The 13860-nt window shown below is 56.6% G+C and carries 13 protein-coding genes; 4 read left to right on the forward strand and 9 right to left on the reverse strand.

Annotated elements, in window-relative coordinates:
- The first annotated feature begins 10 nt into the window (after nucleotides 1-10).
- A complete protein-coding gene (gene malG, locus BWI95_RS04100) occupies nucleotides 11-901 on the forward strand; it encodes a maltose ABC transporter permease MalG (protein ID WP_023478487.1) in 891 nt (296 codons plus the stop codon).
- A gap of 75 nt (nucleotides 902-976) precedes the next feature.
- Here malG and psiE read toward each other — a convergent pair whose 3' ends face one another.
- Nucleotides 977-1387 (reverse strand): phosphate-starvation-inducible protein PsiE, encoded by a 411-nt coding sequence (psiE, locus tag BWI95_RS04105; RefSeq protein WP_023478361.1) that lies wholly within the window; start codon nucleotides 1385-1387, stop codon nucleotides 977-979.
- Between the two features lie 137 nt (nucleotides 1388-1524).
- On the opposite strand from psiE, the gene BWI95_RS04110 reads away from it, so the two are divergent.
- A complete protein-coding gene (locus BWI95_RS04110) occupies nucleotides 1525-2034 on the forward strand; it encodes a GNAT family N-acetyltransferase (protein ID WP_076769054.1) in 510 nt (169 codons plus the stop codon).
- A gap of 9 nt (nucleotides 2035-2043) precedes the next feature.
- Entirely contained in the window at nucleotides 2044-2505 is a 462-nt protein-coding gene (locus BWI95_RS04115) for an acyltransferase (RefSeq protein ID WP_054804249.1), read from the forward strand.
- Between the two features lie 35 nt (nucleotides 2506-2540).
- Here the strand turns inward: BWI95_RS04115 and BWI95_RS04120 are convergent, their stop codons facing one another.
- The 5 genes from BWI95_RS04120 to pgi form a co-directional block, all read right to left on the reverse strand.
- Entirely contained in the window at nucleotides 2541-4637 is a 2097-nt protein-coding gene (locus BWI95_RS04120) for a YjbH domain-containing protein (RefSeq protein ID WP_076769055.1), read from the reverse strand.
- A gap of 2 nt (nucleotides 4638-4639) precedes the next feature.
- Entirely contained in the window at nucleotides 4640-5377 is a 738-nt protein-coding gene (locus BWI95_RS04125; RefSeq protein ID WP_076769056.1) for a capsule biosynthesis GfcC family protein, read from the reverse strand.
- Nucleotides 5374-6012 carry a YjbF family lipoprotein gene (locus BWI95_RS04130; RefSeq protein WP_023478525.1) on the reverse strand — a complete coding sequence of 213 codons (639 nt, stop codon included), beginning with the start codon at nucleotides 6010-6012 and terminating at the stop codon, nucleotides 5374-5376. Before BWI95_RS04130 ends, BWI95_RS04125 begins: the two co-directional genes overlap by 4 nt.
- 64 nt (nucleotides 6013-6076) lie before the next feature.
- Nucleotides 6077-6319 (reverse strand): exopolysaccharide production protein YjbE, encoded by a 243-nt coding sequence (yjbE, locus tag BWI95_RS04135; protein ID WP_071789442.1) that lies wholly within the window; start codon nucleotides 6317-6319, stop codon nucleotides 6077-6079.
- Between the two features lie 444 nt (nucleotides 6320-6763).
- On the reverse strand, nucleotides 6764-8413 hold the full coding sequence (pgi, locus tag BWI95_RS04140; protein ID WP_054804247.1) for a glucose-6-phosphate isomerase: 1650 nt from the start codon (nucleotides 8411-8413) through the stop codon (nucleotides 6764-6766).
- A 364-nt stretch (nucleotides 8414-8777) separates the two neighbouring features.
- Here pgi and lysC point away from each other — a divergent pair, with 364 nt between their 5' ends.
- On the forward strand, nucleotides 8778-10127 hold the full coding sequence (lysC, locus tag BWI95_RS04145) for a lysine-sensitive aspartokinase 3 (RefSeq protein WP_054804246.1): 1350 nt from the start codon (nucleotides 8778-8780) through the stop codon (nucleotides 10125-10127).
- Between the two features lie 386 nt (nucleotides 10128-10513).
- On the opposite strand, the gene BWI95_RS04150 is transcribed toward lysC, so the two are convergent.
- The 3 genes from BWI95_RS04150 to BWI95_RS04160 are packed head-to-tail and all read right to left on the reverse strand — an operon-like array spanning nucleotide 10514 to nucleotide 13672.
- Nucleotides 10514-11299, reverse strand: a complete 786-nt coding sequence (locus BWI95_RS04150; RefSeq protein ID WP_023478385.1) for a nucleotidyltransferase domain-containing protein — start codon at nucleotides 11297-11299, stop codon at nucleotides 10514-10516.
- Between the two features lie 11 nt (nucleotides 11300-11310).
- Nucleotides 11311-12537 carry an RtcB family protein gene (locus BWI95_RS04155; protein WP_054804500.1) on the reverse strand — a complete coding sequence of 409 codons (1227 nt, stop codon included), beginning with the start codon at nucleotides 12535-12537 and terminating at the stop codon, nucleotides 11311-11313.
- Complete coding sequence (locus BWI95_RS04160) at nucleotides 12527-13672, reverse strand: slipin family protein (protein WP_054804501.1); 1146 nt, start codon at nucleotides 13670-13672, stop codon at nucleotides 12527-12529. Before BWI95_RS04160 ends, BWI95_RS04155 begins: the two co-directional genes overlap by 11 nt.
- Between the last annotated feature and the right edge of the window lie 188 nt (nucleotides 13673-13860).

Genomic DNA, 13860 nt, shown 5'->3' on the forward strand with positions numbered 1-13860 from the left:
GAGGAAAACTATGGCTATGGTGCAGGCGAAATCGCAAAAGCTGCGGCTCTTTTTCACCCATGCGTTACTGCTGCTGTTTATCGCCGCGATTATGTTCCCGCTGCTGATGGTGATCGCCATTTCACTGCGTGAAGGCAACTTCGCCACCGGCAGCCTGATCCCGGAGCGCATCTCTTGGGAGCACTGGCGGCTGGCGCTGGGCTTTAGCGTTGAGCATGCCGATGGGCGCGTGACGCCGCCGCCCTTCCCGGTGCTGTTATGGCTGTGGAACTCGGTGAAGATCGCCGTGATTACCGCCATCGGCATTGTCGCGCTCTCCACTACCTGCGCCTACGCCTTTGCCCGTATGCGTTTTCGCGGTAAAGCGACGCTGCTGAAAGGAATGCTGATTTTCCAGATGTTCCCGGCGGTGCTGTCGCTGGTGGCGCTCTATGCCCTATTTGATCGTTTAGGCCAGTACATTCCGTTTATCGGGCTGAATACGCACGGTGGGGTGATCTTCGCCTATCTCGGTGGGATCGCACTGCATGTCTGGACGATCAAGGGGTATTTCGAAACGATCGACAGCTCGCTGGAAGAGGCCGCCTCGCTGGATGGCGCGACCCCATGGCAGGCGTTCCGCCTGGTGCTGCTGCCGCTGTCGGTGCCGATTCTGGCGGTGGTGTTTATTCTGTCGTTTATTGCGGCCATTACCGAAGTGCCGGTCGCCTCGCTGCTGCTGCGCGATGTCGATAGCTACACGCTGGCGGTGGGGATGCAGCAGTATCTCAACCCGCAGAACTACTTATGGGGCGATTTCGCCGCCGCGGCGGTGCTCTCCGCCATCCCGATTACCCTGGTGTTCCTGCTGGCGCAGCGCTGGCTGGTCAATGGCCTGACGGCCGGCGGGGTGAAGGGCTAAATTTCATCGTTGTCATACCCTTGTTGTTATTGCCACTGCACCCTCAATTTCGGCGGCCTGAACAGGCCGCCTTTTTTATTCGCGGCGCAGGCGCTGGGAGTTACAGATCCACAGCGTGATCACCAGCAGCAAGATCGCCGCCGAGTAGATCAGCACATCCATCGGCGACTGATGATCGATGATGATCAGCCGCACAATCGCCGTAATGCCGATATAGACAAAGTAGCGCAGCGGGAAGTGAAGCCCGGACTGAAAATACTTCACAATCAAGGCGATAAATTCGAAGTAGAGGAAGTAGACCACCAGCCCTTCGACCAGCTCATATTTGCTGGTTTGTACCGGCGCGAAGAGCGCAATGGCCAGATGCAGCGTCTCTTTGCCCAAAAAAACAATCAGGATAATACCCAGCGCCAGCAGACCCAGGCTGAGTATGCCCTGCAAAATAGTTGAAACAAACGCCACCCGCGGGTGATTAAGCGACGACATAACAGCACCTCATTATTGTTAGAAGATCCTCTGTATATCGCGTAAATGTGATCTTGATCTACTTTTTTTACTTAGATTATGTGACAGCCCGTGATGAGATGTATCGCTGAGCCAGCGAAGCGGGAGAGTAATAAGCGATGATGACGATACGTAAAGCGAGCGTGGAAGATGCCGCGCTGTTGAGCGAGATGGGCTATGCCAGTTACACCCACCATTTCGCGCACTTATGGCAGGAGAAGAGTGAACTGGAGGCGTTTCTGCACCAAGAGTACGCTGTGCCATCCCTGCAACAGAGCCTGCAAAGCGAAGCGGGAAACTGGTTTATCCTCTGCGATGCCGATCCGGTGGGTTTTGCTAAAGTCACGTGGCATTGCGCCAGTGACGATGAAAGCCCGGCCGGCACGCTGCTGCATAAGCTCTATCTCTTGCCTGGCAAAACGGGAAAAGGCTACGGCGAGCATCTCATTAATGAGATAGCGCGTGAGGCACAAGGCCGTGGCGAGACCTTTTTCTGGCTGGAAGTGCTGGATGCCAACCCGCATGCGCAGCGTTTCTATCAGCGCCAGGGGTTCGCGTTTATTAAGAGCGCCCTCTTCACCACACCTTCGCAACAAAGCACGCTGCATATTTTCGGCAAAGCGCTTTAAGGAGCCATCATGCACACCGCCTCTCTTCGCCACGCCGCCGTTCGCAACGTGACCTGCGGTGAAAATGTGGTGATTTATGAGCCCGCCAATCTGTATGACTGCACGCTGGCGGATGAGGTTTTTGTCGGCCCATTTGTAGAAATACAGGGTAATACGCAGATAGGCAAAGCCACGAAGATCCAGTCCCACACCTTTATTTGTGAGTACGTCACCATTGGCGAAGGCTGCTTTATCGGCCATGGCGTAATGTTCGCCAACGATCTGTTCCGCGACGGCAAACCCGATCCAAATCGCGAAAACTGGGGGCGGATTACGATTGGCAATGGGGTATCTATTGGCAGCGGTGCGACGATTCTGGCGGTCTCGATTTGCGATGGCTGCGTAATTGGCGCGGGCAGCGTGGTGACAAAGTCGACTACGGTGAAAGGCGTTTATGCGGGCAACCCGGCGCGACTGCTGCGCCGGTTGTAGAACAGCGCCCTTCTCAGCGTGAGAAGGGCGTTTGCTTACTGGAAGTTAACTGACTTATCGCTGGTCAGGCTGTAGAGATCGAACTTACGGCCCAGTTTCTGGCCGCCGTCACGCGTCAGCGGTGTCCAGCCGATGGCGGCACGGCTGCGGGTCGGGCTGGCGCTGAACAGATCCAGCGGTACAGAGACATACACCCCTTTGGTGAAATCCCCTTCGCCGTACTGCGCGGCGGAAACGTTGGTTTTCGTCGCATACGCCCCGACCACGATACCGCTGTCGAAGTGTTTCGACACTTCCAGCGTCACCCCTTTATCGCCCGCCAGATACTGCCCGGCGCTCGCTTTCACCAGTACATTATCGGCAAACCACGGCGTCCAGTAGGCGGTGAAGTGCCCGGTTTTCACACTGTAATCGGTGAACTTCATCATGTCCTGGGCGCTGCGCCAGTCACGCTGCTTCACGTAGTTCGCGTCAATCCCGAAGGCGAGCGGCCCGTCGACCGGACGCCACAGCACCTCTGCACCCGCGCCGCCGTACATGGTCTCAAGATAACCGCCATAGACCTGGCCATAGAAATTATTGCCGAGGTACTGCAGGTAGTTGGCCTGCAGGTTGTTCACATAGACATCGTTCTGCACATATTCACGCACGCGGGTACGCACGCGCGGCAGCGCGGAGTCCTTCGGCGGGTTGGTGTAGTTAAACTTGTCATAGTTATTGGAGATGTTGCCGAACAGGCTGCCGGTGGTCAGCAGATGGTCGGTGACCCACCAGTCGGCGGTCGCCATTATCCCCAGCTGATACATGTAGAAGCCTTCCGGCCCGCCGAGCGACTGGTTAAGCACCGGATCGAGATGGAAGTCGAACGCCGTGCGGTCGATATACCAGCCCTGCTCGGTTTTATCCGGCACGATTGGCGTGACGCGTTTTTGCACCAGCTCCGTATCCTGTCCCAGCGGTTCGCCCTCAAGGTGGCGTTTCAGGCTGGCGACATCCGTTTCGGTGGTCACGGCTGGCATACGCAGACGGTTTTCCGTCACCCGGATGGTGCGAATACCGTCCGGCAAATCATTCATGATGATACGGTTTGCGCGCTCAACCCCTTCCTGGTTATGACGATATTTCACCTGCTCGCCGGTAACATAGAGCGTATCGCCCTTGACCTGAATTTGCGGATCCGCAAGACCGGCATTGTACTTCAGCAACGTAAGCTGATTCGCCACCACCGAGTGTTGCAGGATCGCATCCTGCGGCTGCGGTTGATACTTCGGCCGTGGGTTATCGTTATACGCCGGACGCAAATTATTGAAGTTATTACGCAGGGTGAAGCCGAACATCCAGGTGTTGCCGCGCTCGTAGCTCAGGTTGATATCTGCCCAGTCCGACACGCGATAGATCGCGCCGACGTTCACTTTGCTGCGCTGCGGCAGTTTGCCGGCAAAATCCTGCTGATAGTTGTTGCCGTCATACTCCAGCTTCAGGCGCAGCGGGTTCCACGGCGTCTGGTACTCCACGCCGCCGAACAGCGCGCTCGGGCCACGGAACATCTGGCTAGTATCCGTTGAACCGGCCTGTTTATAGCGGGTATCGCGCACGCAATAGGCTGACTTGTAGCTACAGAGCGGGTTTTTAATGTTGCCATTAGTGCCCAGGTAGCCCCAGCCAATACCGAGGGAGAAATCAAACGGCCCCCAGGCTTTGTTCGCCACCAGATATTCGCCATCGAACAGCCCCGTCCCGCCGATATCACGCGCGCCGACGGAGACCTGCGGCAGCCAGTAGCCCTCTTCCCATAGGCGTAATTTCAGATCGAACGCTTTATCTTTATAGGTCTGGTTGCCGGAGAACGCTTCGACCGAGCTGTATTTGCGCGTGCGCACGTCGGTGTAACGCAGTGTAGTTTCCAGCCACGGGAAGAGCTGCACCGAGCCTGAGTAGTAACGATACTGGTCGTTATCGCGGTAGTTGAGGCTCAGTTCGCCCTCAGGTGCCATACGCGCGGTGGGCGTTTGCAACAGGCCAACGCCGCCGAAATCTGACTGCGAAGGCCCGATCGGGTCCGGCCAGGACTCCGCGTGACAAGCGGCGCTCACGCCAAGCGCCAATATGCTAATAACAAACGATTTTTTCATTATTATTCCGGTATCCGATGCGTCAGGGACTGGAGAATGTCGGCATTGAGCTTGTCATTCTCATCGCTCCACAAACCCGGTGCGAAACCGACGAAAATCACGCTGCCGGGCATCGGCTCGACGTGACGACGGTTCCAGTAAGCCACCGGTACCTTTTGCGTTTTACCGTTGGGATAGACCACCCAGGCGTAGCTGCGATCTGCGCCGCTCAACAGATCCATCTCGTCGAGGTAGCTCACCACATCGCGCTCTGGCGTAAAGGGTTTTTTGCCCGGACGGCTCACCAGCCCGACGACGGTAATGGTGGTCGGCTGCGGTCCCACCCACAGGGTGTAGTCGCCTTCCAGCGGCCGGTTAGCGCGGCGGTGCGTGCGCAAAAAGTCGGGATCGAGTTCAACAAGCTGCCTGCCGGTGACCTTGATTCCCTGCAACTGCTGACGCAAGCCGTTAATAGCAGCCGCGCTGTCACCGCCCTCTTCTGACGCGAGCGTGGTGAGCCGGGCCAGTAGCGCCTGATGGCGTGCCTGCTCGGTAATGGTCGCCCTGCGCTCGCTGACCACCGCACCCGGCCACCAGCTGTTCGCCAGCCGCGGCTGGCCCACCAGATCGACCAGATGTTCGGCATTGGTTAAGGTTTTCGGTTTGCTGTCGCCGGGGGTGTAAACATCAACGTTGCCCGCCGCCAGCGCCAGCGGGGAGACGAGGCTTGAAAGCATCAAAAGGAGCGCGCGTGTTTTCATTGTTTGCCCGCCTTAATCAGCGTGGTTTTCACCGGGAACCAGTCCGCGCCAAGATACTGTTCAGACTGGCGGATCACCCCGTCCTCATCCACCCAGTAGCGGTTGCGCCAGCTTTTTTGATCCGTTGTGACCTCTTCGTCCAGCACGCGAACGCGGGTTTCGTCGCTGCCCAGCTGCACGGTGTCGGTGCCATTCCAGTGGAACACCGAGCGGGCAGTGGCGTAGCGCACCTGTTTGTATTCGGTCCAGCCCATCATGCGCGTCCAGCTGGTGCCGTCGATAATTTGGTTAGGTTTCGCCAGCGGGTCTGCCGCCAGGTTGGTGACATCAAGCAGGTTATCGGTGCCAAGGTGGGTTTTTACGATGCGATAGTTTTGCGTCACGATGACGGCCTGATCTTGCGTCACCCATTTTTGCTGGCCGTTTTCGGCAAATGCCAGCACCACAAACAGCTGCGGGCCGTTATTAAGCCGCATATATTGGCTGGCGTAGGGCATATTACGGATATCTTCATCGGTAAGCTGCACGCCCGGCGTGCCAAATACGCTATTCCAGAGTGAATTCCCGAGGCCTTTGATCGGGCCAGAACATGCCTGAAGGAGCAGGCAAATCAAAATGATACCAGGTCGCTTCACGACTCTTCTCCGAAAGGGACGAAATAACCACACCGAAGTGTGGTTATAGTTAATGCACTCGCTATTACTGAGTACTTGTCGTGGTGGTGGTTGTGGTCCCCGTATTGGAACCATCACCGCCACCGGTTGCCGCCAGAGCGACACCTACCGCTGACCCTACGGTGCTCGCACTCGTTGCCGCAGAGCTGCCTGCAGAAACAGAGGTCGCTGCCGAGCCTGCTGCGTCACCGGTTTGCACCGGTGCAGCGAAAGCAGACGTCGCCGCAAGCGCGGTTATGGCAAAAATGCCATAAAGAGCTTTTTTCATATCAATTTCCCTTCATTGAATGAATGGAGATTTGCCTGAAAAAATTCAGGCGATAGGGAGTATACACAACTAAAGCAGATGAATTACGCCTCAGGAAATAGCGGGGAACCTTTTCGGAACATTAGCCGGAGCGTATATTTAGCAAACAGCTATCTTTATAAATACTTTAAAAAACATAGACATAAATAATCACATATTATTCATACAATAAGGCTAGTCCTAAAATAGATAGCAAGCGTTACGCTATGCACCCTGATTTTCGGATAAACCTGATGAATGATATTACGCGCGGTAAAGAAGGCTATTCCGCCCGGATTAGCCCTAACGGAAATAACATTATTGGAATTACTTATATATTGATTGGCGCAGACGGCGGATATTTACGGCGCGGCGGGAATAATTGCGCAGACAAAAAAAAGCGCCGCCGAAGCGACGCTTTCTCTGTTAACCGCGCCAGGATTTGTAGCGGTTAATCAGCCCGTTTGTCGAGCTGTCATGGCTGGAGATGGAGCGATCGTCACCCAGCTCTGGCAGGATACGGTTCGCCAGCTGTTTACCCAGCTCAACGCCCCACTGGTCAAAGGTGAAGATGTTGAGGATGGCGCCCTGGGTGAAGATTTTGTGCTCATAGAGCGCAATCAGCGCGCCGAGGCTAAACGGCGTAATTTCACGCAGCAGGATGGAGTTGGTCGGGCGGTTGCCTTCAAACACTTTGAACGGCACCACGTGATCCAGCGTTGCCGGATCTTTACCCTGATCGCGATACTCCTGCTCAACCACCTCGCGGGACTTGCCGAACGCCAGCGCTTCGGTCTGAGCGAAGAAGTTAGAGAGCAGCTTCTGGTGGTGATCGGAAAGCGCGTTATGAGTAATGGCCGGAGCGATGAAATCGCACGGCACCATTTTGGTTCCCTGGTGAATCAGCTGGTAAAACGCATGCTGACCGTTAGTGCCCGGCTCACCCCAGATGATTGGGCCAGTCTGGTAATCCACGGCGTTGCCATTACGGTCAACGTATTTACCGTTGGACTCCATGTTGCCCTGCTGGAAGTAAGCGGCAAAACGGTGCATGTACTGGTCATACGGCAGGATCGCTTCGGTTTCAGCGCCGAAGAAGTTGTTGTACCAGATACCAATCAGCGCCAGCAGCACCGGCAGGTTCTTATCCAGTTCGGTAGAGGCGAAGTGCTTGTCCATCGCGTGCGCGCCGGAAAGCAGCTCAACAAAGTTGTCGAAGCCCACGGAGAGGATGATCGACAGGCCAATCGCCGACCACAGCGAGTAACGGCCGCCCACCCAGTCCCAGAACTCAAACATGTTGGCGGTATCAATCCCGAACTCACCCACCGCTTTGGCGTTGGTCGAGAGCGCAGCAAAGTGCTTCGCCACATGCTTTTCATCACCGGCGGTTTTCAGGAACCAGTCGCGCGCGCTGTGGGCGTTGGTCATGGTTTCCTGGGTGGTGAAGGTTTTCGATGCCACGAGGAACAGGGTGCTTTCCGGGTTCACTTTCTTCAGCACTTCGGCAATGTGGGTACCATCGACGTTAGAGACAAAGTGCATGTTGAGGTGATTTTTATACGGGCGCAGCGCTTCGGTGACCATAAACGGGCCGAGATCCGAGCCGCCAATGCCGATATTGACCACGTCGGTGATCGGCTTGCCGGTGTAGCCTTTCCAGCTACCTGAAATGATCGCTTCAGAGAAGCTTTTCATCTTCTCCAGCACCGCGTTCACTTCCGGCATCACATCTTTGCCATCGACCATAATCGGCGTATTGCTACGGTTACGCAGCGCGACGTGCAGCACGGCGCGATCTTCGGTGCGGTTGATCTTCTCACCGGAGAACATCGATTTGATGGCACCGGCCAGATCGGTCTCTTTCGCCAGCGCCAGCAGCGCGTCGAGGGTCTCTTGCGTGATGCGGTTTTTGGAGTAATCCACCAGCATCAGATCGTCGAAGGTGGCGGAGAATTTGGTAAAGCGGTCACCGTCTTTTGCGAAGAGATCCGCAAGAGTGACGTCCTTCATTTCAGCGTAGTGTTTCTGTAGTGCCTGCCAGGCAGAAGTCTGCGTTGGATTGATGTTTTTCATAGCAATACTCTTCTGATTTGAGAAGTGAGACTGCCGTCGATTGTAGCGCCTGCGCGGGGAAGGTGTGATGGTTTTTATGTCAAAGGTTTGGTCGATGTGCGCAAAAGCCAGGCAAAAAACAGCGAAAACCAGCACAACATAAGTCATTTTACTAACAGCAAAAGCAGCATGAAAAATCCGCATAATCCCGACGTTGACACTATGCCCGCCCAGCCTTTATTTATAAATACACTGTTTTGCGAATGTTTTTTGCAGGAAAACTGCACGCTTCAGTTTCATCTACCCAGGCCACCGCTGTGGGGTGAAAGGCGAAGGTTCAACCTTGTGCCATGGCTGAAATGATATCCCCTGACACGAGGTAGTTATGTCAAGTTTCGTTGTCGCTAAATTTGGCGGCACCAGCGTTGCCGATTACGATGCCATGAACCGCAGCGCGGACGTGGTGCTCTCCGATAACAGTGTCCGTCTGGTGGTGCTCTCCGCTTCCGCAGGCGTGACCAACTTACTGGTTGCGCTGGCCGAAGGCCTTGAAGCGACCGAGCGTTTCGTCAAGCTCGACGCCATCCGCAAAATTCAGTTCGATATTCTGGAGCGTATGGGTAGCCAGGCGGTGATCCGCGAAGAGATCGAACGCCTGCTGGAAAATATTACTACCCTCGCTGAAGCTGCTTCGCTGGCAACGTCGGCAGCGCTGACGGATGAATTGGTCAGCCACGGCGAACTGATGTCGACCCTGCTGTTTGTGGAAGTGCTGCGCGAGCGTAGCGTGCAGGCGCAGTGGTTTGATATTCGCAAAGTGATGCGCACCAGCGATCGCTTTGGCCGCGCCGAGCCGGACGTAGCCACCCTCGCAACGCTTGCCACCCAGCAACTTGCCCCGCGCATCAACGAAGGCCTGGTGATCACCCAGGGCTTTATCGGCAGCGAAGCGAAAGGCCGCACCACTACGCTTGGCCGCGGCGGCAGCGACTACACCGCCGCTCTGCTGGCTGAAGCGCTGAGCGCGTCGCGCGTCGATATCTGGACCGATGTACCGGGCATTTACACCACCGATCCGCGCGTGGTGCCGGCAGCAAAACGCATTGATGAAATCGCCTTTGAAGAGGCGGCAGAGATGGCGACCTTCGGCGCGAAAGTGCTCCATCCTGCGACGCTGTTACCGGCGGTGCGCAGCGATATTCCGGTGTTTGTCGGCTCGAGCAAAGATCCGCAGGCGGGCGGTACGCTGGTGTGCAATAACACCACCAATCCGCCGCTGTTCCGCGCGCTGGCGCTGCGTCGTAAGCAAACGCTGTTAACGCTGCACAGCCTGAATATGCTCCACTCGCGCGGCTTCCTCGCCGAAGTGTTCGGCATTCTGGCGCGGCACAATATTTCGGTCGATCTGATTACCACCTCGGAAGTGAGCGTGGCGCTGACGCTGGATACCACCGGTTCCACCTCCACGGGCGATACGCTGCTGACGCAGGGGCTGTTGATGGAGCTTTCGGCGCTCTGTCGGGTGGAAGTGGAAGAGGATCTGGCGCTGGTGGCGCTGATTGGCAACGATTTGTCGAAAGCGTGCGGCGTGGGCAAAGAGGTGTTCGGCGTGCTCGAACCGTTCAATATCCGCATGATCTGTTACGGCGCGTCGAGCCATAACCTCTGTTTCCTCGTCCCCGGAAAAGAGGCCGAACAGGTGGTGCAGAAGTTACACCACAACCTGTTCGAGTGAGATTTTGCCTGATGGCGGCTGCGCCTTATCAGGCCTACGTAAACCATGCATATTTCAATTGGATGGCCCTTTGTAGGCCGGGTAAGCGCAGCGCCACCCGGCAAGCAGCCTCCGCAAGCCAAAACCAGCCGCAATATCGTGGTTCTGCCTGATGGCGGCTGCGCCTTATCAGGCCTACGTAAACCATGCATATTTCAATTGCATGACCCTTTGTAGGCCGGGTAAGCGCAGCGCCACCCGGCAAGCAGCCTCCGCAAGCCAAAACCAGCCGCAATATCGTGGTTCTGCCTGATGGCGGCTGCGCCTTATCAGGCCTACGTAAACCATGCATGTTTTAACTGCATGGCCGTTTGTAGGCCGGGTAAGCGCAGCGCCACCCGGCAGGGTTACGCCATCACCGTTTCAAACAGCAACTGGTCGAGATCGCGGACATTGCCGCTGCGGCTCTCGGGCAACGCATCGGCCACTTCACCGCGCGCCAACTCCTGGCTTATAAAATCATGCATCAACGGCCGACGCGCGCCGTACTGCGCTTCACCTGCGCGCTGCTTCACTTCCAGCAGCTCATCGATTTCAGCCCGCAGCGGCGCGCCGAGATCGCTTCCTGCCAGCAGGGTGGCGAAACGCATCGGCGGCATCCCTTTCCCCGCCTCTATCCAGCGCACCGCCAGTAGCGGGCGCAGCACATAGAAGTATTTTTTCAGCCGCACCTGCTCATCCTGCAAGTAACTGCGAAAGTTCTTCTTCGCCATCGCGTAGTAGTGCCAGCGCGCGCGAACCGGTGAAAACCAGTGCGGCACCTGATCGCGTAACGCTGCCAGCACGCCCTCATCCTGCTGATAAACCACCGGCGAATCGAGCCACTCGATAAGCGTCGGGTTTGCGGCCTTCAATAACCCCAGCGCTTTGCGCCACTCCCAGCCGCAAACATCCAGCTCCGCGTCTATCGGCAGCTCGATCACATCACGCTGCGGTTCGACGCGCAGGTACCACTGCGGCTTGTGCACATACAAAAAGCGCACATCATAATCACTGTCCGGCGAGGCAAAGCCCCAGCCGCGACTGCCTGATTCGCAGGCGTAGAGCACTCTCACATCATATTTGCGCTCTACTGCCTCTAACTCGAGCCGCACGCGTTCACGCATGGCGGCATCAACTCCGTGCTGTTCCATTTCTTACTCCTTTAACCTTTTACGCACACTACCTGACGCAGGGTATGCACCACTTCCACCAGCGAGGCCTGCGCCGCCATCACGGCGTCGATATCTTTATAGGCCATCGGGATCTCATCGATCACCTCGCTGTCTTTACGGCACTCCACATGCGCGGTAGCGCGGATCTGATCTTCAACGGTAAAACGCTTTTTCGCCGCAGTACGGCTCATGGTGCGCCCGGCACCGTGGCTGCATGAACAGAAGCTCTCTTCATTTCCCAGCCCACGCACGATAAAGCTTTTCGCACCCATTGAGCCGGGAATAATCCCCATCTGCCCTTTTTGCGCCGACACCGCACCTTTACGCGTTACCAGCACCTCTTCACCAAAGTGCGTCTCTTTTTGCACATAGTTATGGTGACAATTCACCGCTTCCTGCTGTGTCATAAAGGGTTTAGTGACAATACTCGACAGTGCTGCCAGCACGCGCGACATCATCACTTCCCGGTTATGACGGGCGAAATCCTGCGCCCACTCAACCGCTTCCAGATAGTCGTCATAGTGCTTGCTCCCCTCGCGGAAATAGGCGAGGTTTCGGTCCGGCAGATTGGCGATATGCTGCTGCATATCCTGCTGGGCCAGGGTGATAAAGACGTTGCCGATGGCGTTACCCACGCCGCGCGAACCGCTGTGCAACATCACCCAGACCCGCTGCTGCTCATCCAGACACACTTCAATAAAGTGGTTACCGGTACCCAAAGTTCCCAGATGCTGATAATTGTTAGTTTTCAGCAAGCGCGGATATTTATCCGTCAGCCGCTTAAAGCGCGGCGCAAGCGACGCCCAGTGCGCATCCACCTCTTCGGGCGGTCTTGACCATGAGCCTTTATCCCGCTTCGATCGGTTTACCGAGCGCCCGTGCGGCACAGCTTGCTCAATGGCGCTGCGCAGCCCGCTCAGGTTATCCGGCAGATCGCCTGCCAGCAGCGAGGTGCGCACGGCAATCATGCCGCAACCGATATCCACGCCGACCGCCGCCGGGATAATCGCCCCTTTGGTCGGGATGACGCTACCAATGGTGGAACCTTTCCCGAGGTGCACATCCGGCATCACCGCCAGATGTTTGAAGATAAACGGCATTTTGGCGGTATTAAGCAGCTGCTCACGCGCTTCTGGCTCGACCGGCACGCCGTGGGTCCACATCTTCACCGGCGCGCTGTTTTCACGCGCCAGCAGGTTGTAATCGTTATGCTGCATTATCTTTTCCTTTAATGTTTACAAGGCCGTGCAATACCTGGTCGAGACCACCGAAGACCGAGATCTTATCGATGCGCTCTGCGACACGCTCCAGGGTTTCCAGCTCTTTCAGGCGCAATGCCACCGGGTTGCTCTCCATCACTTTCGCCGTGTTCAGCAACGAACGGGTGGCGGCGGTCTCTTCGCGGCGGCGGATCACATTCGCCTGCGCCGACTTTTCTGCCTCGACTAAGCGCGACAGAATGGTTTTCATCTCGCCCGGCAGGATGATGTCTTTCACGCCAAGCGATGCCACTTCGATGCCGAAGGCCGCCATGCGGTTCGCCACCTGTACGCTAACCACATCAGCAATAATCTGCTTATCTTCCAGCAACTCATCCAGCGTGCGGGTACCGATCGCTTCACGCAGGGCAAACTGCAACTCGCGGTAGAGGTGATCCAGCGGTTTGCTCAACTGGGCAAACGCGCTCAGCACATCGCTGTAACGCCAGTTCGCCGCCAGGTTGAGGCGCAGGGTCACTTTATCTTTGGTCAGGATCTCCTGGCCGCTTACTTCCAGCACCTGCAGGCGCAGATCGACCACTTCCGCTTCCACCAGGTGGTTCACTTTCCAGTAACCGCTGATACCCGCCGGTAACAGCGCCTGGGTTTCGCCATCGATTTTCAGCACGCCCGCATGCCAGGCGGGAACCTGCACCACCAGGATTGCATCGCGCCCTTTCACCGCCGCGCCGCGTTTCGGCTGCAATACGGCGTTAACGATGTCGGCCGGGACGCTCACCTCGTCGGTATTGAGGCGCACCAGCGTCAGGGTGTCGTCCGCTTTCCAGTAAAGACGGCGCGTGGCGGGCGGCAAAATCTCCAGCAGCATGCCGTTCAGGTAGAGCGCGCCCGCTTCGTTATCGCCCAGATCGGCTGCCAGGCAATACTTTTCCACCCACTCCGGCTGGAAGCGGCGCAAATACTCGGCAAGCCCGGCCGGCACTTCACTGCCGTCCCGGTTAACAACCAGCACATCCGGCTTTTTGCCAAACCATGGCAGACGGTGCTCTCCGGTTTCCAGAACCTGGTAGTAGTCGCCCTCTTTTGCCAGTAACGCTAACTGACCTTTTCGAATTGTGATTTTGTTGGTCATCTCTATTCCCTCTTATTTTTGTTGTTACGACCGCGGATGCAGGGGCGAAGCGACAGGGGAAACACTGTTTTGCCTGCCGCCCGGCGCCATTATCGGCGGTCGTCTCATGTCACCGTAAACTGCGCGATGACGGGGTACTGCATCATGATTATCTGGAGAGATAATGGTTGCGAATTCGGGAGTCGAAC

It is taken from the genome of Kosakonia cowanii JCM 10956 = DSM 18146, assembly GCF_001975225.1.
Lineage (GTDB): Bacteria > Pseudomonadota > Gammaproteobacteria > Enterobacterales > Enterobacteriaceae > Kosakonia > Kosakonia cowanii.

Bases quoted from the DNA above. Each gene is read 5' to 3' on its own strand.
- malG (WP_023478487.1), top strand. From the start codon at position 11: ATGGCTATGGTGCAGGCGAAATCGCAAAAGCTGCGGCTCTTTTTCACC.
- psiE (WP_023478361.1), bottom strand. From the start codon at position 1,387: ATGTCGTCGCTTAATCACCCGCGGGTGGCGTTTGTTTCAACTATTTTG.
- lysC (WP_054804246.1), top strand. From the start codon at position 8,778: ATGTCAAGTTTCGTTGTCGCTAAATTTGGCGGCACCAGCGTTGCCGAT.
- BWI95_RS04110 (WP_076769054.1), top strand. From the start codon at position 1,525: ATGATGACGATACGTAAAGCGAGCGTGGAAGATGCCGCGCTGTTGAGC.
- BWI95_RS04115 (WP_054804249.1), top strand. From the start codon at position 2,044: ATGCACACCGCCTCTCTTCGCCACGCCGCCGTTCGCAACGTGACCTGC.
- BWI95_RS04120 (WP_076769055.1), bottom strand. From the start codon at position 4,637: ATGAAAAAATCGTTTGTTATTAGCATATTGGCGCTTGGCGTGAGCGCC.
- yjbE (WP_071789442.1), bottom strand. From the start codon at position 6,319: ATGAAAAAAGCTCTTTATGGCATTTTTGCCATAACCGCGCTTGCGGCG.
- BWI95_RS04150 (WP_023478385.1), bottom strand. From the start codon at position 11,299: ATGGAACAGCACGGAGTTGATGCCGCCATGCGTGAACGCGTGCGGCTC.
- BWI95_RS04160 (WP_054804501.1), bottom strand. From the start codon at position 13,672: ATGACCAACAAAATCACAATTCGAAAAGGTCAGTTAGCGTTACTGGCA.
- pgi (WP_054804247.1), bottom strand. From the start codon at position 8,413: ATGAAAAACATCAATCCAACGCAGACTTCTGCCTGGCAGGCACTACAG.
- BWI95_RS04125 (WP_076769056.1), bottom strand. From the start codon at position 5,377: ATGAAAACACGCGCGCTCCTTTTGATGCTTTCAAGCCTCGTCTCCCCG.
- BWI95_RS04155 (WP_054804500.1), bottom strand. From the start codon at position 12,537: ATGCAGCATAACGATTACAACCTGCTGGCGCGTGAAAACAGCGCGCCG.